Below are 19,966 nucleotides of genomic sequence, written 5' to 3' on the forward strand. Positions count from 1 at the left end.
TGTCATGACTGGTGACCCGTGGTGTCATTTCAGTATTTTCATCGCCAACAATGTAACATCATCGTTGAAGTGGCGATAGCCTGTGAAAAGTCTGACCTGAGTGAGTATCTGATCAATCAGTTCCTGTGGCGTTGACTGCTCCTCTTCACTCAGTACTTTCTGCAGACGTTCCTGACCAAACAGGTTCTGCTGGTTGTCTTCGGCTTCGATAATGCCGTCAGTGTAAAGAAGCAGGATGTCGCCAGGTTCCAGTTGGGTGCTTTTTTGTTCGAAATTAACCTTTTTGTGGATGCCGAAAATCAACCCTTCAGCGTCCAGTGGTTCGATCTGCTGTAACTGGTGACGCCAGAGTAGCGGTGGATTGTGGCCGGCATTACTGTAAATCAGTTGGCGGCTGTCCAGATTGTACTGCAGATAAAACATGGTGACAAACAGGTCAGAGCGATCAAGATCTCTAAGAAAATAATCGTTGAGCGCGTGGAGCATGGCGGCAGGATTGTCGATACCATCAACCCGGGAATGGATAAAGGTGCGTGTCTCCGCCATGATCAGCGCTGAGCCGATGTTGTGTCCGGAAACATCGGCGATGACAACATCATAACGACCATCCTTGCGCAGAATAAAATCGTAATAATCGCCGCCGACCTGATGGGCGGGTACGCAGAGACCAGCGACCTGGATCTCATCCAGGGTCGGCAAGGACGCAGGCAAAAGTGCCATCTGAATATCCTTGGCAATCTGCATTTCCCGTTCCTGTTCACGGACCAGCAACAGTCGCCCGATCTGTTGTTCATTACGCCAGGCGATACCAATCTGTCCGGCAATATTTTCCAGCAAGGCAATGAACTCGGCGGTAAATATTCCCTTGCCGGAACGTGAAAAAGCGGACAGAACGCCAACCGGTTCCCCTTCAAGGGCAATCGGCTGATGCGCAAAGCAGGTAATGCCTTCGGCCTGAATAATTGCTGCCGATGCGGGTTTTTCCAGCTCATCTGAATCATTGACAACCATGGTAACGTTGGAAAGGAAGGCCTGGCCGATATAGGTTTCAGTTGAGAGGTTGCGCTCGGATTTGCCGAAATGATTGAAGGTTTCACCAACCAGACTTTTGACCAGCAGAGTACGGGTTTTAGGTTCAAGAAAGCGGATAACACAGAGATCAAACTTGAACTGCTCTACCAGCAGTTCGAGAATGCGGTCGAGTTTGGATTGAAAACTGTCGCCACTGGAAACCAGCTGCGAAACATCATAGAGGACGCTTAAGTGTTCACGGCTGATGGCCCCATCGATGGTGACGGAGCCGAAGATGTCAAAAATATTTTCCATTTCACTGCCCCGCGCCGCGAGGTAGTTTTCCAGGATGATACGGGCAGACCCGGCTCCGACGTGACCGGCCAGAGTTCGTTCGGTAAAAGTTTTCAGACTGAAAATGTCCTGATCATTGAGACTGCCGCGATGGTCGATTTCCTTATCGGCCAGAAAAGCTGAAATGGCCGTTTGCGCCGGTTTTTCGCCGATGAATTTTGACATCAGATCAACAAATTCAACAATCGTCGGGGCCTTGCTGATACGTGTCAAGCGTTCGTCCGGCTGCTCCTGGTCAACAAATACATCAACAAACATGAGCGCCCGTTTTTTTTCCGCATCGCTTTGCCTGGTCAAAATCGATACCATGCAATAAACACCGAGATTGAGCATCAGACTCCAGAACAGGGTGTGGGTGTACATATCAAAGCCACTTAAACCAAACAGCTCAAGGGGTTTGAGCAGCGCGATACCAAAGGGCCCCTGTTCCAGCAGATCGGAGCTGATCCAGCCTGAACGGGCAAAAGAGGGAATAAGCAGGGTATAAACCCAGATGACAAAACCCATACTGATCGACCAGATGGCGGCATATTTGTTGGCGCGTTTCCAGTAGATGGCACCAATCATGGCAGGAGCAAACTGGGCAGCGGCCATGAACGAGATCAGACCGATATTGACCAGAGCGTAGGAATCGCCAATGACAATGAAGTACATGTAGCCCAAAAGAACGACACCAACGATTCCGAGGCGTTTGATGTTGATCAGGATGCCGGAAAGATCCTGAGCCCGCAGTTTTAACTTAAGAATAACCGGCATGACCAGGTGGTTGAGGATCATCGTGGCAAGGGTCACCGAAGAAACCATGACCATGCCGGCGGCGGCTGAGAGTCCTCCGATAAAGACCAGTAATGCCAACCAGGGCTGGTTGGCGGCTAGGGGCAGGGTAAGGACAAAATAATCGGCCTGGGCTGTGTCACCATGATTAAGCAGCAAGCCGCCCATGGCGATCGGCAGGACAAACAGGTTGATCAGAAACATATAAGCGGGAAAGCGCCACATGGCTTTTTTGATATGTTCCTCGTTGGCATTTTCCGTCACCATGATATGAAACTGGCGCGGCAAAAACATGATCGCCGCCATGGAAATAATGATCAGGGTGAACCATTTGGTGTACGGAACCTCGGCGGTGCCGACAGCAAAGAGATAGCTGCGATCAGGGAAGCGTTGATAGAATTGCTGGAACAGATCGATAAAACCGTCGAACAGCCCGTAGGTGACAAAGATGCCAACGGTCACAAAGGCCACCAGCTTGACCAGCGACTCCAGCGCCACCGCAACTACCAACCCTTCATGACGTTCTGAGGAGTCGAGGTGACGAGCCCCGAAAAGGATACCGAAGAGTCCCAGTAGCAGCGTGATGATAAGGGCTGAGTCGGTTTGCCCCGGCAGGTAAGGGATAAGGCTGGAGGTTGGTTCCGCCAGGTTTTTCAATGGTAAAAAGAGAATTTCCAGGGTTTGCGCGATCGCCTTGAGCTGCAGGGCAATATAGGGAGTGATCCCGAAGACCGCAAAGAGGGTCACAATGGCGCCAAGTACTGCTGAGCGGTCATAACGGCTGGCAAGAAAATCAGCAAGGCTGGTAATGTTCTGTTCCTTGCTGACGCGCACCATTTTGCGTAACAGGAACCACCAGCCAAAAGCAATCAAGGTCGGCCCCAGGTAGATCGGCAGATAATCAAGACCGGAGGTCGCGGCTTTGCCAACGCTGCCGTAAAAGGTCCAGCTGGTGCAGTAGATGGCGATTGACAGGGTATAGATATGGGGGTTGGAAAGCAGGCTGCGCCCGACCTTGCGGCGCCGGTCGGCGTAGTAGGCAACAAAAAAAATCAGGACGAAGTAGCACAGGGAGACGACAATGATTTTTTCTGCTGAAATAACCGTCATGGTTTCCATCGCCTGGCTATTATGAATGTCAGCGGGTGACCGCGTCGTTACTGTTGTTGTGTTGCTGCTGTGCCTGACTCTCCTGTTCAAGGCGGCGGACGAACAGCCAGATAACAACAATAGAAGCGGGCCAGCCGTACATAAAATAGAGAACCAGTCTGGGAATGCCCAACAGGGACATGTCGCCATCAAATATATGGATAAAGGGGAAATTAATCATAATCATCCCGAGGATCATAAACAGGATCCAGGCTTCGCGCAGGGTGTTGTCAGGACGATATTGTTTCATAGTGACGCCTTTTTTCGATCAAACGGTGCTAGCCCGGCAATCTTCTTTAGTAGGACGCAGCTTTTGATCATACAGACTAAACTTCCCCATCTATAATTACAACCGGCAATAGCAGGGGTCAGTTCATTTGGTCCGGGTTATCCATTCCTGATTGCCGGTTTTCCCTTCGACACTTCTTTTGTAATCTTTGGGCATGTGGTATGAATATGGATACGAAAATCTTTGCCAGTAACAGTTATTGAGGGATTGCCACTTGAACGCTCGACCGCTTCCCGGATTTGTTTATTTTACCACGATGTTGCTTGTGTTTCTGGTGCCCTTAGCCGGCTGTGGTGCCGCTTTGTCGACGTCCGCTAACAACAGTCAACCTGCTGTGGGGGCAATGGATCAACACGCCGTCGCCGATTTGTCAAGGAGTCCCGGTCCGCAGGCGCTTTTGGACTTTGCCCGGTTTCGTCTAGATGGTGCCGCCGGCGACTGGGAGTCGGCTCTCGGTGACCTGGAACGCGCTCTAGCTACTGACCCGCAATCTGCTTATTTACAACTACTGCTGGCGCGTGTCTACCTCCATCTGGAGCGCCCTGATGCTGCCGTTGGATTACTGACTCAGCTGACCAATGAGCCTCCAGTTGTCCCTGAAACACACTTGTTGCTTGGTGATATTTACCTGATGCAGCAACGAGGGCTCGATGCCATCGCTCACTTTAATAAGGCACTGGAGCTAGCCCCGGATAATGAATCCCTGCATTTGCGCCTTGCCATGGCTTTTGTCCAGCTGGAGCGCGTCGATGAAGCCCTGAGAACCCTGGAAGAATTAATACGGAAGCGACCGGATGCCGATCAGGCTATGCTGTCTCTGGCCCGCATTTATCGTGACAGTCAGCAGCCGGATGCAGCAATCCGGGTGTATCGCCGCTATCTTGAGGCATATCCGGGGCGGTTGCCGGTGGTGTTGGAGTTAGGACAGGTGTTGGAAGAGTATGACCCGGTCAGGGCCGTTGATCTTTATCTGGAAACTCTTGAACGGACGCCTTTTGCGCCATCAGTTCGGCAACAGCTGGCGCAGCTCTATCTTGTCCGGCAGCAGCTGCAGCTGGCTCTCGAGCAGCTGTTAATTGTTCGCGAGCAGTTGCCATCGCTGCCGGGAGGCAATCAGATTGGTCTGCTCTATTTGCACCTGAACCAGTGGCAGCAAGCAGGCGAGGAGTTTCGCCGGCTGATCGACAAGGGGGAAGCGGTCGGCAGGAACCGTTATTTTCTTGCCCTTGCCCTGATCGGTCAATCGCGTTATCCGGCGGCGATGTTACAGCTGCAGCAGGTGACACCCGAAGCCCCCACCTATCGCGATGCCATGCTGCAATTGGCCTACCTGCAGCTGCAGGAGGGGTTGGTGGAAGAAGGTACGCAGTTATTACAAGACCTGCTGGAACAGGGAATCGATGACAGCGAGGTTTATTACTATCTGGTTGCCTTTTATCAGGATCGGCAGGATCTGGCTTCGGCACTTAACTTTGCCATAGAAGGGGTGTCACTCCATCCGCAAGATACGCGTTTGTTATATCAGCAGGGCCTTGTTTTCGAGGCCCTGGACAATCATCAGGCAGCTCTGGAGGTCATGGAGAAGGTTTTGCTGATTGATGCTGAGCATGTCGATGCCCTGAATTTTCTGGCCTATTTCCAGGCAGAAGCCGGCCTTGATCTCGACCTGGCCTTGCAGCGGGCAAAACTGGCACTGCAGTTAAAGCCTGCCGGTTATATTGAGGACACCGTAGGTTGGGTCTATTTTAAACTTGGCGAATATTCCCGGAGTCGTATTCACCTCGAACGCGCCCTCGCTATGCTGCCGGATGATCAGGTTATCCTTGAGCATTTGGGGGATCTCTATCAGGTAATGGGGCTTCACGCTGAAGCTATCCAGGCGTATGGTGATGCCCTGGTGATCGACCCCGACGCCAAAGGGGTGCAGGAAAAGCTCGACAGGCTCCGGCGGGAGCTTAAACAATGAGATGGCTACTGTTGCTACTGTTGTTGTTGCTCAATGCCTGTGCCCGCCCACCTGCGCCGCTCTGGACCGATGTTCCGGCAGCAACCGAGCTGGTTGAGATTCTTCGCGCCCGGACCGGTACCAACCGCCGACTTGACAGTGCGGCTTCGGTCTCGATTACTACCCAGGGCAAGTATTTTTCCAGCCAGCAGTTTATTCTGGCAGAGCAGCCTGATCGTGTTCGCGTCGACGCGCTAACCGGATTCGGGCAGCTGATCATGCAACTTACCAGCGATGGTGCTGTTCTGTCTGTTCTGCTGAATACGACCAATCCGCCGCGTTTTTATCGGGGCAGTGCCACGGAAGAAAATTTTTCCCGATTTGTCGGACTACCGCTGTCACCGGAGTTGCTGGTGGCCATGCTGCTCTATGAACCGCCGATTTTTGATTATCAACAAGCGCAGGTGCACCAGCGGGGCGATCTGCTTGAGTTGCTGCTGGTGAGTGGAACTTTCACCCAGACCTTCTATTTCGATGGTCAGTTGCAGCTGACCGGCGGTGAATATGCGAATAATCAACAGACCCAGCTGGCTGTTGATTATTCGCGTTTTGCATCGTCTGACGGGTTTCCCCGGCGTATCGCATTGCAGATGCCCCAGGACGATGTGAAGGTGGCGATGAACATCACCGAGCTAACCCTTAATAGCGATATCCCGGCGGAGCGATTTTATTTACGGGCCCCCGAGAACATCGTTATTGAGCCAATTCCCTGACAACCTCCAAGAGGCTTTACATGTTGCATATTTTATTCAGATTAGCGATCGCTACGGCACTACTGCTGCTGGGGGCGTGTGAGCGCCAACCGGAACCGTCGCTCCCGGGGATGTCAGAAGCGCTGGTGCCGGAATATGGTGATACCTTTATAGAGGCGTCCATTGGTGATGCCAGCAATCTGCTGCCGGTCCTCTCTTCGGATTCTGCTTCCAGCGCCATCAACAGTCTCGTCTACAACGGCTTGCTGCGCTACAATGGTCAACTTGAACTGGAAGGGGAGTTGGCGGAACGCTGGGAAGTGTCAGCGGATAACCGTATCCTGACCTTTCATCTGCGCCGCGATGTCAGCTGGCACGACGGCAGCCCTTTTACCTCTGCCGATGTCAAGTTTACCTATGAACTCTATATTGACCCTGAGATCCCGACCGCCTATGCCGAGTCGTTCAGTCAGGTGACTCGGGTCGAAACCCCTGATCCCTATACCTTTGTCGCCCATTACGATACCCCTTACGCGCCGGCACTCTTGAGTTGGGCGACGGCTATTCATCCGCGCCACCTGCTTGAAGGAACCGATGTTTTACGCAGTCCCCTGTCGCGCAGCCCCGTCGGCACCGGTCCATATCGTTTCGGTGAGTGGGTCAGTGGCGAGAAGATTGTGCTGGAGGCCAACCCGGACTATTTCGAAGGGCCGCCCTATATCCGCCGGGTGGTTTATCGGATTATTCCCGATGTGTCGACCCAGTTCCTTGAATTGCAGACCGGCAGCCTTGACTTTATGGGTTTGACGCCACTGCAGTTTGATCGCCAGACCGATACCCCGGCTTTCCGCAGAAATTACAACAAATATCAGTATTTAAGCTTTGGTTATACCTACCTTGGCTATAACCTGCGACGACCGTTGTTCGCCGATATACGCGTGCGTCAGGCCCTGGCGTACGCTATTGATAAACAGGAGTTGATTGATGGCGTGCTGCTCGGCTATGGTGTTGCTGCTACCGGACCCTACAAACCCGATACCTGGGTTTATAACCCGGCGGTAAGGCACTATCATTATGATCCTGAAAAAGCGCGGCAACTGCTGGCAGAGGCCGGCTGGCAGGATTTAAGCGGCGACGGTATTCTCGAGAAAGATGGTAAGCCTCTGTCCTTTACTATTGTTACCAATCAGGGGAATGATCTGCGCATCAAAACCGGTGAAATAATTCAGCGACGCTTTCGCGAAATAGGTGTCGATGTGCGCCTGCGGGTGATCGAATGGGCGACATTCCTTAAAGATTTTATCAACCCGGGAAATTTTGATGCGACCATCCTCGGGTGGAGCGGTGGCCCGGAGCCGGATCAGTACAATATCTGGCATTCCAGTAAGACCGCACCAGGCCAATTGAATTTTATCGGCTTTGAACATCCCGGAGTTGATGAGCTGCTGGAGCGCGGGCGCCGGGTGTTCGACCAGGAACAGCGCAAACACTATTATGATCGCCTCCAGGAAATTCTTGCTGAGGAGCAACCCTACACTTTTTTGTATGTCTCCGAGGCCCTGCCGGCAGTATCCCGGCGCTTTCGTGGTGTTGAGCCGGCACCGGCCGGGATCCGCTACAACTTCCAGCACTGGTTTGTGCCTCAGGCCGAACAGAAATACACACGCTAGGATACGATGTTACCTTATCTCGCCAGACGTCTGTTGCTGCTGATTCCGCTGCTCTTGGGAATTACCCTGATTTCCTTTGTCGTGATTCATCTGGCACCGGGTGAGCCGACCGACCTGCAGACGCAGATGAACCCCCAGGCCAGTGCCGAATTGCAAGAGCGTTTACGCCGCCAATATGGCCTTGACCAGCCGTTATATATTCAATATGGACAGTGGCTTGGGCGTCTGGTGGTGCTCGATTTTGGAGAGTCCTTTGCGGGCGACCGCCGTCCGGTGATTGACAAGATTCTCGAACGCCTGCCGGTTACTATTCTTATCAATCTGCTGTCGATCGCTTTTATTCTGGTGGTTTCCGTCCCCTTGGGGATTGTTTCGGCAGTTCGGCGCAACTCCCTGTTTGATCGCTCCACGACTATTCTGGTGTTTACCGGCTTTGCCATGCCGTCGTTCTGGTTGGCACTGCTGTTAATGGACTGGTTTGGTGTGCGCCTGGGTCTGCTGCCGATATCCGGGCTTAAGTCCCTGGGTTATGAATATCTGAGTTTTTCCGGACAGGTTCTTGATCGTATCAGTCACCTGATTCTGCCGGTTTTTGTTTCTGCCATCGGCGGGCTTGCCGGATTTTCTCGTTATATGCGCTCGAACATGCTGGAGGTTATCCGTCAGGATTATATTCTCACTGCGCGCGCCAAGGGGTTGTCGGAGTCTGTGGTGATCTACAAGCACGCCTTGCGCAACGCTCTGTTACCGGTCATTACAATTCTCGGCTTGTCGGTTCCGGGGCTCATCGGCGGCAGTGTGATTTTTGAAACAATTTTTGCTATTCCCGGCATGGGGAAACTTTTTTTTGATGGCGTGATGATGCGTGACTATCCCCTGATCATGGGGGTTCTGGTTATGGGGGCAGTGTTGACCCTGCTCGGGAATTTGCTCGCTGATATCTGTTATGCCCTGGCTGATCCGCGCATCCGTCATGGCCAACAGATTGCTGGAAAGGGCTAATGAAATACTTTCAAACACGGGAGCACTATGGATATTAAATCGAATATGCTGGGTGATTTGCTGCTTGAGGCGGGACTGATCGATCAATTTCAGCTTGATTCGGCCCTTTCTTATCAGCGCAATCTCGGAGGCCAGATCGGCGCCGCGCTGGTTAAACTAGGATACCTGCCACAAGAAACGATTGCCGAGTTTCTCGAAGCACAACAACTCTATTCGCGTGTCGGTCTTGATGAATTAACAATCGATCCGGTATTGATGGAACTGTTGCCGCTAAAACGGATGGAACAGCTAAAGGTTTTTCCGGTTCAGTTGCGCTCCCAGGGGAATGAAAAAGTCTTGCGGGTGGCAATGACCGACCCGACCGATCTGCGGTTGATTGAGAATCTGCAATTTATAACCGGTTGTCGTGTTCTGCCGTTGGTGGCAACGGAGGATGATATCCTCCATGCCATCCGGATGAACACCGATGATGACCTGCAGCTGCAGGGTTTGGATTCAGGGTTGGAGGAGCTTATGGGTGGGACCCTGGCTGATTTAACTCCGGAAGTTGAGGTTCGGTTTGAGCGCCTGTTGCAGATACTTAAAGAAAAAGGGCTCTTGACCAAGGCCGATACTGAAAGGATCAATGGTGTCTGATGCGATCCCTGCCCCGTAGCAGTTTTTTGCGAGACGTTGTCTGGCGGCGCTTTCTCAATAATCGCATGGCGCTGGTGGGTGCTGCTATTGTGTTGTTTATGTTTCTCATGGCAGCGGCGGCCAGTTTTACCAGTGTCGATCCGGCGGCCATTGATGTCAGCAAGAGCTTGCAACCACCCAGCTGGGAACATCCATTAGGGACGGATGATCTGGGACGTGAAGTGCTGGTACGGATGCTCTACGGCGCTCGTATTTCCCTGCTGGTTGGTTTTGTTGCGGTGGGTATATCAACCCTGATCGGCATCCTTTGCGGGGCTCTGGCCGGTTACTACGGCGGCTGGGTCGATGCCGTGGTGATGCGCTTTGTTGATATCATGCTGTGTTTCCCCACTTTTTTTCTGATTCTCGCGGTGATTGCCTTTCTTGATCCGTCAATCTGGAACATTATGATCGTTATCGGGTTGACCAGCTGGATGGGGGTCGCCCGTCTGGTTCGCGCTGAATTTTTGAGTCTGAGACAGCGCGATTTTGTCCTTGCCGCCCAGGTCCTGGGCGCCTCGGATGCGCGCCTGATTTTTCGCCACATCCTGCCCAATGCCCTGTCACCGGTACTGGTTTCTGCGACCCTGGGAGTTGCCGGCGCTATTCTTACCGAGAGTGCCCTGTCGTTTCTGGGGATCGGTGTCCAGCCGCCAACACCTTCCTGGGGAAATATGCTGATTATCGGGAAACAGACCCTTGGCAGCGCCTGGTGGTTGTCAGTTTTTCCGGGAGTGGCAATTCTGATCACGGTACTTGGTTACAATCTCTTGGGTGAAGGGATTCGTGACGCCCTTGACCCGCGGATTAAAGAATGACCTCTGCCATGACACCGAGCGATTGCCTGCGTCAGCGCTTTGAGGCTCATCGTCAAGGTAATTTCGCTGCAGTCTACGCGAGTTATCATCCCCAGGCACCTGTGCGCCAGCAATTTTCTGATCTGCCCAGCTACTTGGTCTTTGCCCACGAACAGCTTGCTGATATCAAGCTTGTCGCGTGGCGATGCACCCTGGAGCGCCGCCTTGATGCCGATCAGGTCGAGTGCCTGCAAATTATTGAATTTTCTCATGGGGGAACGATCAGACGTATGGTCGAACTGGTGTTGTTGATCGCAACCAGTGACGGGTGGTGTTATCATTCGGCCCAGAAGCTGGATGCGCAGGAGTTGTCAGTGCCTGCCGAGCTGGCCGACTTCAGGTGCTTTGATGAAGCCCCTCATAAGGTGCGTTTCTAACGATGCCCGAACTGCCGGAAGTGGAAACCGTCTGCCGTGGCATCACCCCCCATGTCAGCGGCAAGACCATTCAGGAATTGATTCTACGCGCCCCCACATTGCGTCTGCCGCTGGATCCGCAGCTCTGCCGTACGCTGCCGGGTCAGACCGTGCGCAGGATATCGCGGCGTGCGAAATACCTGGTGCTGGACACTGACCACGGAGGCCTGTTGATCCACCTCGGCATGTCCGGGGTTCTGCGTATCCTGCCGGCAGGGGCCACCGAGAACAAGCACGATCATGTAGATCTGGTTTTTACCGATGGGGTCTGTCTGCGTTTCACCGATCCACGCCGTTTTGGGGTCTTTGTTTATTCTCCAGACAATCCATTAGATCATCCTCTTCTTAAAAACCTCGGTCCGGAACCGCTGGACAACAGCTTTCAAGGGGAGACGCTCTATCGTCTGTCACGCAGGAAGCTTAAGCCGGTAAAGACTTTTATTATGGATCAGAAGATAGTTGTCGGGGTAGGTAATATCTATGCCAATGAAGCCCTGTTTCGTGCCGGCATTCATCCCGCCCGCGCGGCCGGACGGATTGGTCAGCGACGCTATCAGTGCCTGGCGCTTGCTATCAAAGAGGTGCTGACGGCAGCTATTAGAGCTGGTGGTACCACGATCAACGACTTTGCTGACAGCGAAGGACGTCCCGGTTATTTTCGCCAGGAGCTGTTGGTGTATGGGCGCGCTTCTGGTCCCTGTCGGCACTGTGGCCGCGCCCTCCACTGCTGTCGTATCGGACAGCGTTCGACCTTTTATTGCAGTAATTGCCAGAGATAACAGTCATGACAGAGTCTTTTTTTACCCTTTCCTATCGAGTCAGCATCGGTGACATCAACTATGGGGGCCATGTCAGTAACGCGGCGGTTCTGACCATGTTTCAGGATGCCAGATTGGCTTTTCTGGCACAGCTGGGGCCTTTTTCAGAGACCGAGGTAGGCGGCTGTGGGCTGATCATTCCGGAGGCTCATCTTTATTATCGCCAGGAAATGTTCCATGGCGATCAGTTGCAGATTGAGGTTCGGATTGCAAATCTCAAGCGTTCCGCTTTCACCCTTGAATATCGCATTAGCCGTGCCGGTGTGGTCACAGCAGAAGGCTCCACTGTTATGGTTTGTTTCGATTATAAACAGCGCAAACCCTGCCGGATGCCACCACAGTTTCGTTCTGCATTGGAAAACACTCCCCCTGCCGGTTGAATGTGATCTGGTGGGCGTGACCCGGATTTCTGATCCGGTTTCCTGCTTGACGCACCTGCTGTACAAGCGCTATTGTTCGTCTCTTAATTTTTTCGATCAGTTGAGGGTGATAAGCATGGAAGAGGTAAACGATCTGCTGCAACAGCGCAGAACGAAAATTGATACTTTGATCAGTGCCGGTGTTAATCCCTTTGCCAATGATTTCAAGGTACTGCACAACGCCGGCGAGATTGGTGATAATCACCTGCAGGATTCGCGCGAGGATCTGGAAGGGTCCACTGCGGAATATCGTTTTGCCGGGCGCATCATGGCGCGCCGTGATTTCGGCAAGGCCGCTTTTCTCCAGTTGCAGGACGGCAGCGGCCGGATTCAGGTCTATGTTGCCAAAAAAGAGATTGGCGACGATGCCTTTGATCATTTTAAAAAGTTTGATATTGGTGACATTGTCGGGGTTTGCGGCGTTCCGTTTCGTACTCAGACCGACGAGCTTTCGATCCGCGCCGCTGCTGTCAAGCTTCTGACCAAATCACTGCTGCCTCTGCCGGAAAAATGGCACGGTCTGACTGACGTCGAAACCCGTTATCGCCAGCGCTATCTGGATCTGATGGTGAATCCCGAGGTGCGTGATGTTTTTCGCAAGCGCAGTCGCATCGTCAACCTGATTCGTGACTTCATGCTTGCGCACGATTATCTCGAAGTCGAGACCCCGATGATGCATCAGATTGCCGGCGGGGCAACGGCCAAGCCTTTCGTGACTCGTCACAACACTCTGAAAATGGACCTGTTTCTGCGGATTGCCCCGGAACTGTATCTGAAGCGACTGGTGGTTGGCGGTTTTGACCGGGTGTTTGAAATCAATCGTAATTTTCGCAATGAAGGGATATCGATTCAGCATAACCCCGAATTTACCATGATGGAATTCTACCAGGCCTATGCCACCTACGATGATCTGATGGATTTTTCCGAAAAACTGATCTGCCATGTGACGCAACAGGTGTGCGGTTCGCTGGTGATCCCCTATGGTGAAAAGATGGTTGATCTGACCCCGCCCTGGGAGCGTCTGACCCTTAAGGACGCTATCGTCAAATATGGCGACGTCAGGCTGGAGTTGCTCAATGACCGTGATCGTTCTCTGGCGTATGCCAACGACACGTTGGGACTGGAGCTTGACGGCGGCATTGGTCATGGCAAGCTGCTGGCAGAGATCTTTGACGAGGTGGTGGAGCCGAAGCTGTGGAATCCGGTGTTTATTACCCAGTACCCTACCGAGATTTCCCCGCTCTCGCGCAAAAACGATGAGAATCCAGATGTTGTTGATCGTTTTGAGCTGTTTATCGTTGGACGTGAGCTGGCCAATGCCTTCTCCGAATTGAACAATCCCATGGACCAGAAACAGAGATTTCTTGATCAACTTAAAGAAAAGGCGGCGGGGGACGAAGAAGCTCACGCCATGGATGAGGATTATATCCGCGCACTGGAGTACGGCTTGCCACCAGCTGCAGGTGAAGGGATCGGTATTGACCGCCTGGTGATGCTGCTGACAAACTCCGCAAGTATTCGCGATGTCATTCTCTTTCCCCAAATGCGCCCAGAGGCAGGATAAGGCCTAACATTTCATGTCCTATGAGTGGTTTATCAGCTTGCGCTATTTGCGTGCCAAGCGCAAGCAGACCTTTATTTCAGTCATTTCCTTTATTTCAATCGCCGGTGTTACCTTGGGTGTTGCCGCGTTGATTCTGGTACAGGCAGTGATGACCGGGTTTACAGATGGTGTGCGCCAGCAGATTCTGGGCAATGTGCCTCATGTGCTGATCCAGCGCTATGGTGAAGGTATTGATAATCCGCGGGAACTGGTTAATGCCGCTAGACAGATTCCTCATGTGGTTTCGGCGACCCCCTTTGTGTCCCGGGAGGCCATGTTACTGGCTGGTGGCAATGTTGCAGCCGTCAGTGTTAAAGGAGTTGACGAAGACCACAAAATCCTCACTCAGTCCCTGCGAACCTGGGACGGCAATAAGATCAACCAGCTGTTTTTTGACATGGAAGATCGCCCCGGCATTATTATCGGAATGGATACGGCGACAACCCTTGGAGTGGATGTGGGCGGGCTGGTTAACGTTATCCCCCCATTATTTAACGTGACACCTTTTGGCATGATGCCGAAAATGAAGCCATTTCGGGTGGTTGCTGTTTTTGACAAGCAAAGCAGCCTGATCGACAGTTTTTATGCTTATATACCCTTGACCCAGGCGCAGTCTTTTTTTGAGACTCCGGGTCGTGTCAGTGGCATTGAGATTGAGGTTGATCTGTTCGAACGTGCACCTTTTGTCGCCGAGCAGCTTTCCGATCAGTTTGACTTCCCTACGGTTGTACGTCCCTGGCAGAGCCTGTACGGTTCCTTTTTGTCGGCACTCAAGCTGGAAAAACTCGGGCTTTTTATTGTTCTGGCGATTATTGTCCTGGTCGCTGCTTTTAATATTGCCACCACCTTGATCATGGTTGTCATGGAAAAAACCCGTGACATTGCCATCCTGCGGGCCATGGGCGCCAACGCGCGCAGCATTATGAAAATCTTTTTGTTTGAGGGGCTGATTATCGGCACCATGGGAACCCTGCTGGGCACAGGGTTGGGTGTGACCCTGGCCTATTATGCCGATGCCCTGATCAAGGGAATTGAAAATATTTTCGGTATCCAGATCTTTGATCAGGCAGTCTACGGCATGGAACACTTCCCTTCAGAGATCGTTGTGGTCGAGGTTGTGGCGGTGGTGGTGATGGCTATGACCATTTCCCTGCTGGCTACCATTTACCCCGCCTGGCGCGCATCGCGCATGGATCCTGCTGAGGCGCTGCGTTATGACTGATGATCTTATGGTTGCGGTACATCAGCTGCACAAATCCTTTCATACTCCGGGTGGAGTTATTGAAGTGCTCAGGGGTATTGATCTGCAGATCAAACGCAATGAACGGGTAGCGGTGGTCGGAACCTCCGGTGCCGGCAAAACCACTCTGATGCATATTCTCGGCGGGCTTGATGCGCCAACTACTGGAGAGGTCAGAGTCGAGGGTGAGAGGTTATTTGCCCTGCGCGGGCATGCCCTTGATGCATTTCGCAATCGTACGGTCGGATTTGTTTTTCAATTTCACCAGCTGTTGCCGGAATTCAGTGCGCTGGAAAATGTGATGATGCCGCGCCTGATTGCCGGTGAGAGCCGCAAGTCGGCAAACGAAAAAGCTGCAGATATCCTCTCCGAGGTCGGACTGGCTCATCGTTTGACCCATAAACCCGGTGCCCTGTCCGGTGGGGAACAGCAGCGCGTGGCTATCGCTCGCGCTCTGGTCAATGACCCCCAATTGCTGTTGGCCGATGAGCCTACCGGCAATCTGGATACCGGCACCTCAGATGAAATCGTTGCCCTGCTGAATCGCATGCACGCCACAAAAGGGCTTACCATGGTGATTGTGACCCACAACCTGCCCCTGGCCGCCGGTCTTGATCGTATCTTAAGGATCGAGGACGGGGTACTGGCGGGAGATGTTTTGAATTGAAGTTGATACCACTCTCTTTTATAATCGACCATTTATTCCCAACCCAGTTGAGGTTTTTGATGTCTAGATCACTTTTTGTTGCGCTGTTTCTGGTCTTTGCAGCGACCTTTTCGGTAGCGGCTGAAGAATTCAGGGTAGCGCAGGTTCAGATTGAGGGGAACCGCCGGGTGGCGACGGCAGCTATCCGCGGAGCTATTTCAATCAACCCCGGTGATGAGGTCACTTATGCTCAGGTGGATGAAAATTTACGAAATATCTTTGCTCTGGGTGGTTTTCATGATGTAGCCGCCCGCGTCGATGAGGTTCAGGGGAGCGCAATTCTGGTTTTTGAATTGGAAGAACAACCCCTGGTCAGAACGCTGGAGTTCCGTGAAAATAAAAAACTTTCCGATCAAAAGCTGCGTGAAAATACGACGTTGAAACCGCCGTTTATTTTTGATCATAACCGTGTTCGCAGTAGCGTCGAGGAACTGAAAAATGCCTACATCAAAGACGCTTATCACGCTGTTGAAATAACCACCCAGCTGATTACGGACAACCGTGGTGAAGCAACACTGATTTACCTGATCGACGAAGGTCGCAAAATCCGCATCAAGGACATTAATTTTGTCGGGAACAAGGTCTTAAAAAAACGGGAATTGCTTAAAAGTATCGAGACCAGGGAGAGCTGGTTTCTGTCCTGGCTGACGGGTCGTGGAGTCTATCTTGAAGAGGTGATGGAGATAGATGTCGAGCGCATCAAAATGGCTTATTACGATATCGGTTATCAGGACGTCATTGTTCAGCAGCCGCAAGTGACCCTGGTGGATGACAAATATCTGAATATTGACATCGAGATCGACGAAGGTCCGCGATATCGGGTTGGGGCCCTAAGTGTCAGCGGCGATCTGCTATTTCCAGAGGATCAGTTGTTGGATCAGGTGCAACTCAAAGAAGGGGAGGTGTTCAGCCGTCTCCAGTTGCGTGACAGTATTCTTGCTCTGACCGACCTCTACGCCGATCAGGGTTACGCCTACGTTAATGTCGTCCCGTTGACCACCAAAAAAGCTGATCAGCTTCTTTTCGACATCGAACTGGAGATCGAACAGGGGGTGCAGGTCACGGTTGAGCGGATTGATATCAGCGGCAATGTCCGCACCCGGGACAAGGTGATCCGGCGCGAAATTCCGGTGATTGAAGGTGAACTGTACAGTTCCAGTAAAATCAAGGAGGCCAACCGGAGGGTGCGCAATCTCGGCTTTTTTGAAACGGTCGAGGTCACGGATCGTGCCGGTTCTGCAGAAGATTTGAGTGTTGTTGAAGTAGCCGTTGAGGAACGACTGACTGGAACCTTTTCTATCGGGCTGGGCTATTCGTCGGTGGATAAATTGATGGCTCAGGGGTCGATTTCTCAGGAAAACTTTCTCGGCCGGGGGTTAACTCTTAATTTGAGTGGATCTGTCGGTACCACGAGCAATACATACTCCCTGGCAATTACCGACCCTTATTTTCTTGACACTGACTGGACTCTCGGCGGCGAAGTTTACCGTTCAATGCGTGAATATAATGATTATGATGATGAGCGAACCGGCGGTGCGATTCGCGCCGGCCATCCGGTCAGCCGTAACTCACGAGCATTTCTTACCTATCGCTATGAACAGAAGGAAATTACCAACCTGAGTCCCACTGCACTGGACAACGCCTTTATTGTTGATCAGGAAGGCAAGTCAACCCTGTCATCCGTCACTGCCCAGTGGGTGCGAAACACTACCGACTTTTACGAGGATCCCAGCCGTGGTGGGGTTACGCGTATCAGCCTTGAATATGCAGGTCTGGGCGGCACTGAGCACTTCTTAAGACCGATCGCCTCGCATCGCCACTTTTTCCCTCTGTTCTGGGGAACGGTATTCTCAGTTCATGGCGAGGTAGGGTACATCACATCGACTCGCGACGAGGAAGTTTCACTGAGTGAGAGATTTTTTCTAGGTGGCATCAGGACAATCCGCGGCTTTAAAACACGGGAAGTCGGCCCCAAGGAAGGTGACGTTTTTGTCGGTGGTGAAAAAATGGGTTACTTCAATATCGAGTATCTCTTCCCTATTTATCGCTCCCTTGGTCTGCAGGGAGTCCTTTTTTACGACACAGGTAATGTCTGGCGTGATGACGATGAATATTTTTCCGATATGCGTCACAGTGCCGGCGCCGGAATTCGCTGGCGCAGCCCCCTGGGCCCCTTGCGTTTTGAGTGGGGTTATAACCTTGAACCGCGCGATGATGAAAAACAAAGTGTTTTTGAATTCACTATTGGACGACCCTTTTAAACGATAACAAGGAGATACTATGAAAAAAATTAGTGTATTAGTTATTGCCCTGATGCTTCTGGCATTGCCCGCCTTCGCCCAGAAAATTGGTTATGTTGACCTGCAGCGGGCCCTGAATCTCTCTAAGGCCGGTGTTGCTGCAAAGCAGCAGATGACTGAAGAGGTGAAGAAGTACGAGGGGGAATTCAAGGCAAAACAGGATGAAGTACTGAAGATGAAGACTGATCTGGAGAAGCAGGCGGCCCTGTTGTCCGATAATGCACGTGCCGAGCGTGAGCGTGAATATCAGCGTCGGGTGACCGATCTGCAGCGTTTCCAGCAGGATATCCAGGAAGACCTGCAACGCAAAGATGCCGAGTTTACTGGAAGGATCATCAATGAATTGTTTGACATAATGCAGGCGGTGGGTTCAGAGGCCGGCTATACCATGATTATCGAGAAAAACGAAGGTGCGATTGTTTATGCAGATCCTGAATTCGATCTGACTGATGCGCTGATCAAAGCGTACGATGCGAAGAACTAACAGCGCTTAAGTGACGGGAGGGCAAATAATGGCAACCTTGGCGGAATTGGCGAAGCTGGTTCAGGGGCAGGTCCAGGGGGATCCGACAATCGAGGTTGTACGGGTTGTTCCGATCGACCGGGCCGCAGAGGGTGATATTACCTTTGTGGCAAACCCCAGGTACCTTCCGCGCTTAAAGGAGTGTCGTGCCTCAGCGGTGATCGTCGCTCCGGGTGTTGAAGTTGCTGATCGACATGTTATCGTTGTCGCCAACCCGTACCTGGCTTTTGCCAAGGTTCTGACCTATCTGCATCCAGGCATTAAAACAGCCGCAGGGATAAACCCCGGGGCACAGGTAGCGGCCAGTGCCCAGATCGACGCAACTGCGACGATTTCTGCCGGTTGTGTCGTGGGGGAACGGGTTGTCGTTGGCGCCGGGTCGGTACTGCATCCCGGCGTTTGCCTCTATGATGGCGTTATTGTCGGTGCTGATTGCTGTCTTCATGCTCAAACGGTAGTGCGCGAAGGCTGTCGACTGGGAGACCGGGTTATTCTGCAGCCCGGTGCAGTGATTGGTTCCGACGGTTTTGGTTTTGCTCCCGATGGTTCGGGATATTTCAAAATTCCTCAGGTTGGGATTGTCGTGCTCGAAGACGATGTCGAAATCGGAGCCAACTCCTGTGTTGACCGTGGGACCCTTGGTGAAACCCGCGTCCGGCGCGGCACAAAAGTCGATAATCTGGTACAGATTGGCCACAATGTCGATATGGGTGAAGACTGCATCATTGTTGCCCAGACGGGTTTTGCCGGCAGTACCCGTATTGGTAACCATTGTACTTTTGGCGGCCAGTCAGCTGTTGCCGGGCACTTAAAAGTCGGCAACAACATTACAATCGGCGGCCGTGGCGGTATCAGTGGCGATGTTGAAGCCCCGCACCAGGTGTTGTCAGGTCTTCCCCTGATGCCTCACAAAGAGTGGCTACGTTCGACCATGACATTGCCTAAGCTGCCGGAAATGCGTAAAGATTTACACAAATTAAAAAAACGATTAGCAGAGTTGGAAGCATTGTTGAAGGAGGATGGGTGTGCTTGAATTGAATATACAGCAGATTATGGAAATTCTTCCTCATCGTTATCCGTTTCTGCTGGTGGATCGGATTGAAGAAATAGAACCCGGGAACAAGGTCAATGGTTACAAAAACGTGACTATCAATGAGCCCTTTTTTCAGGGGCATTTTCCCGGTCATCCGATCATGCCGGGGGTACTGATCCTCGAAGCGATGGCGCAGGTGGGTGGCGCTTATGTTACGGTAGTCGATAAAATCGAAAAAGACCGCGTCACCTACTTTGTCGGCATCGACAAGGCCCGTTTCCGTAAGCCGGTCATGCCTGGTGATGTCCTGCGTTTGGAACTGGATCTGCTGTCACGTCGTCGCGGTATTTATCAGTTTCAGGGAAATGCCTATGTCGGCGATACCCTGGTCGCAGAAGCGGAACTGAAAGCAACTTTCGCCAAAAAATAA

General features: G+C 52.2%; 18 protein-coding genes. 16 read left to right on the forward strand and 2 right to left on the reverse strand.

What is annotated here, in order from left to right; translation table 11 throughout:
• Positions 1 to 24 precede the first annotated feature (24 nt).
• Positions 25 to 3,249 (reverse strand): sodium:solute symporter family transporter, encoded by a 3,225-nt coding sequence (locus AC1931_RS00940; RefSeq protein WP_483875353.1) that lies wholly within the window; start codon positions 3,247 to 3,249, stop codon positions 25 to 27.
• Positions 3,250 to 3,277: 28 nt separating this feature from the next.
• Positions 3,278 to 3,538 (reverse strand): hypothetical protein, encoded by a 261-nt coding sequence (locus tag AC1931_RS00945; RefSeq protein ID WP_483875354.1) that lies wholly within the window; start codon positions 3,536 to 3,538, stop codon positions 3,278 to 3,280.
• A 253-nt stretch (positions 3,539 to 3,791) separates the two neighbouring features.
• Here AC1931_RS00945 and AC1931_RS00950 point away from each other — a divergent pair, with 253 nt between their 5' ends.
• From AC1931_RS00950 to fabZ, 16 genes are all read left to right on the forward strand, one after another.
• Entirely contained in the window at positions 3,792 to 5,543 is a 1,752-nt protein-coding gene (locus tag AC1931_RS00950) for a tetratricopeptide repeat protein (protein ID WP_483875355.1), read from the forward strand.
• Positions 5,540 to 6,295, forward strand: coding sequence for a hypothetical protein (locus AC1931_RS00955; RefSeq protein ID WP_483875356.1), 756 nt, complete (start codon positions 5,540 to 5,542; stop codon positions 6,293 to 6,295). Before AC1931_RS00950 ends, AC1931_RS00955 begins: the two co-directional genes overlap by 4 nt.
• Before the next feature lie 20 nt (positions 6,296 to 6,315).
• The gene (locus AC1931_RS00960) at positions 6,316 to 7,944 is read left to right on the forward strand and encodes a peptide-binding protein (RefSeq protein WP_483875357.1); all 1,629 of its coding nucleotides are present in this window, start codon (positions 6,316 to 6,318) and stop codon (positions 7,942 to 7,944) included.
• 6 nt (positions 7,945 to 7,950) lie between these two features.
• Entirely contained in the window at positions 7,951 to 8,946 is a 996-nt protein-coding gene (locus AC1931_RS00965; RefSeq protein ID WP_483875358.1) for an ABC transporter permease, read from the forward strand.
• A 27-nt stretch (positions 8,947 to 8,973) separates the two neighbouring features.
• On the forward strand, positions 8,974 to 9,582 hold the full coding sequence (locus AC1931_RS00970; RefSeq protein WP_483875359.1) for a GspE/PulE/PilB domain-containing protein: 609 nt from the start codon (positions 8,974 to 8,976) through the stop codon (positions 9,580 to 9,582).
• On the forward strand, positions 9,582 to 10,439 hold the full coding sequence (locus AC1931_RS00975; protein WP_483875360.1) for an ABC transporter permease: 858 nt from the start codon (positions 9,582 to 9,584) through the stop codon (positions 10,437 to 10,439). The genes AC1931_RS00970 and AC1931_RS00975 overlap by 1 nt, the downstream gene beginning before the upstream one ends.
• Complete coding sequence (locus AC1931_RS00980) at positions 10,436 to 10,855, forward strand: hypothetical protein (RefSeq protein ID WP_483875361.1); 420 nt, start codon at positions 10,436 to 10,438, stop codon at positions 10,853 to 10,855. The genes AC1931_RS00975 and AC1931_RS00980 overlap by 4 nt, the downstream gene beginning before the upstream one ends.
• Before the next feature lie 2 nt (positions 10,856 to 10,857).
• Positions 10,858 to 11,673 (forward strand): bifunctional DNA-formamidopyrimidine glycosylase/DNA-(apurinic or apyrimidinic site) lyase, encoded by an 816-nt coding sequence (gene mutM / locus AC1931_RS00985; RefSeq protein WP_483875362.1) that lies wholly within the window; start codon positions 10,858 to 10,860, stop codon positions 11,671 to 11,673.
• Between the two features lie 5 nt (positions 11,674 to 11,678).
• Positions 11,679 to 12,092 carry an acyl-CoA thioesterase gene (locus AC1931_RS00990; protein ID WP_483875363.1) on the forward strand — a complete coding sequence of 138 codons (414 nt, stop codon included), beginning with the start codon at positions 11,679 to 11,681 and terminating at the stop codon, positions 12,090 to 12,092.
• A 115-nt stretch (positions 12,093 to 12,207) separates the two neighbouring features.
• The gene (gene lysS / locus AC1931_RS00995) at positions 12,208 to 13,695 is read left to right on the forward strand and encodes a lysine--tRNA ligase (RefSeq protein WP_483875364.1); all 1,488 of its coding nucleotides are present in this window, start codon (positions 12,208 to 12,210) and stop codon (positions 13,693 to 13,695) included.
• Positions 13,696 to 13,708: 13 nt separating this feature from the next.
• Positions 13,709 to 14,956: a lipoprotein-releasing ABC transporter permease subunit gene (locus tag AC1931_RS01000; protein WP_483875365.1), complete on the forward strand. Its 1,248-nt coding sequence runs from the start codon at positions 13,709 to 13,711 to the stop codon at positions 14,954 to 14,956.
• Complete coding sequence (locus AC1931_RS01005) at positions 14,949 to 15,641, forward strand: ABC transporter ATP-binding protein (protein ID WP_483875366.1); 693 nt, start codon at positions 14,949 to 14,951, stop codon at positions 15,639 to 15,641. The genes AC1931_RS01000 and AC1931_RS01005 overlap by 8 nt, the downstream gene beginning before the upstream one ends.
• A gap of 59 nt (positions 15,642 to 15,700) precedes the next feature.
• Positions 15,701 to 17,941, forward strand: coding sequence for an outer membrane protein assembly factor BamA (bamA, locus tag AC1931_RS01010; protein WP_483875367.1), 2,241 nt, complete (start codon positions 15,701 to 15,703; stop codon positions 17,939 to 17,941).
• A gap of 19 nt (positions 17,942 to 17,960) precedes the next feature.
• On the forward strand, positions 17,961 to 18,464 hold the full coding sequence (locus AC1931_RS01015) for an OmpH/Skp family outer membrane protein (protein WP_483875368.1): 504 nt from the start codon (positions 17,961 to 17,963) through the stop codon (positions 18,462 to 18,464).
• A gap of 28 nt (positions 18,465 to 18,492) precedes the next feature.
• Positions 18,493 to 19,536: a UDP-3-O-(3-hydroxymyristoyl)glucosamine N-acyltransferase gene (gene lpxD / locus AC1931_RS01020; protein ID WP_483875369.1), complete on the forward strand. Its 1,044-nt coding sequence runs from the start codon at positions 18,493 to 18,495 to the stop codon at positions 19,534 to 19,536.
• Positions 19,529 to 19,966, forward strand: coding sequence for a 3-hydroxyacyl-ACP dehydratase FabZ (gene fabZ / locus AC1931_RS01025; protein ID WP_483875370.1), 438 nt, complete (start codon positions 19,529 to 19,531; stop codon positions 19,964 to 19,966). Before lpxD ends, fabZ begins: the two co-directional genes overlap by 8 nt.

Source organism: Pelovirga sp. C15f, from assembly GCF_057178085.1.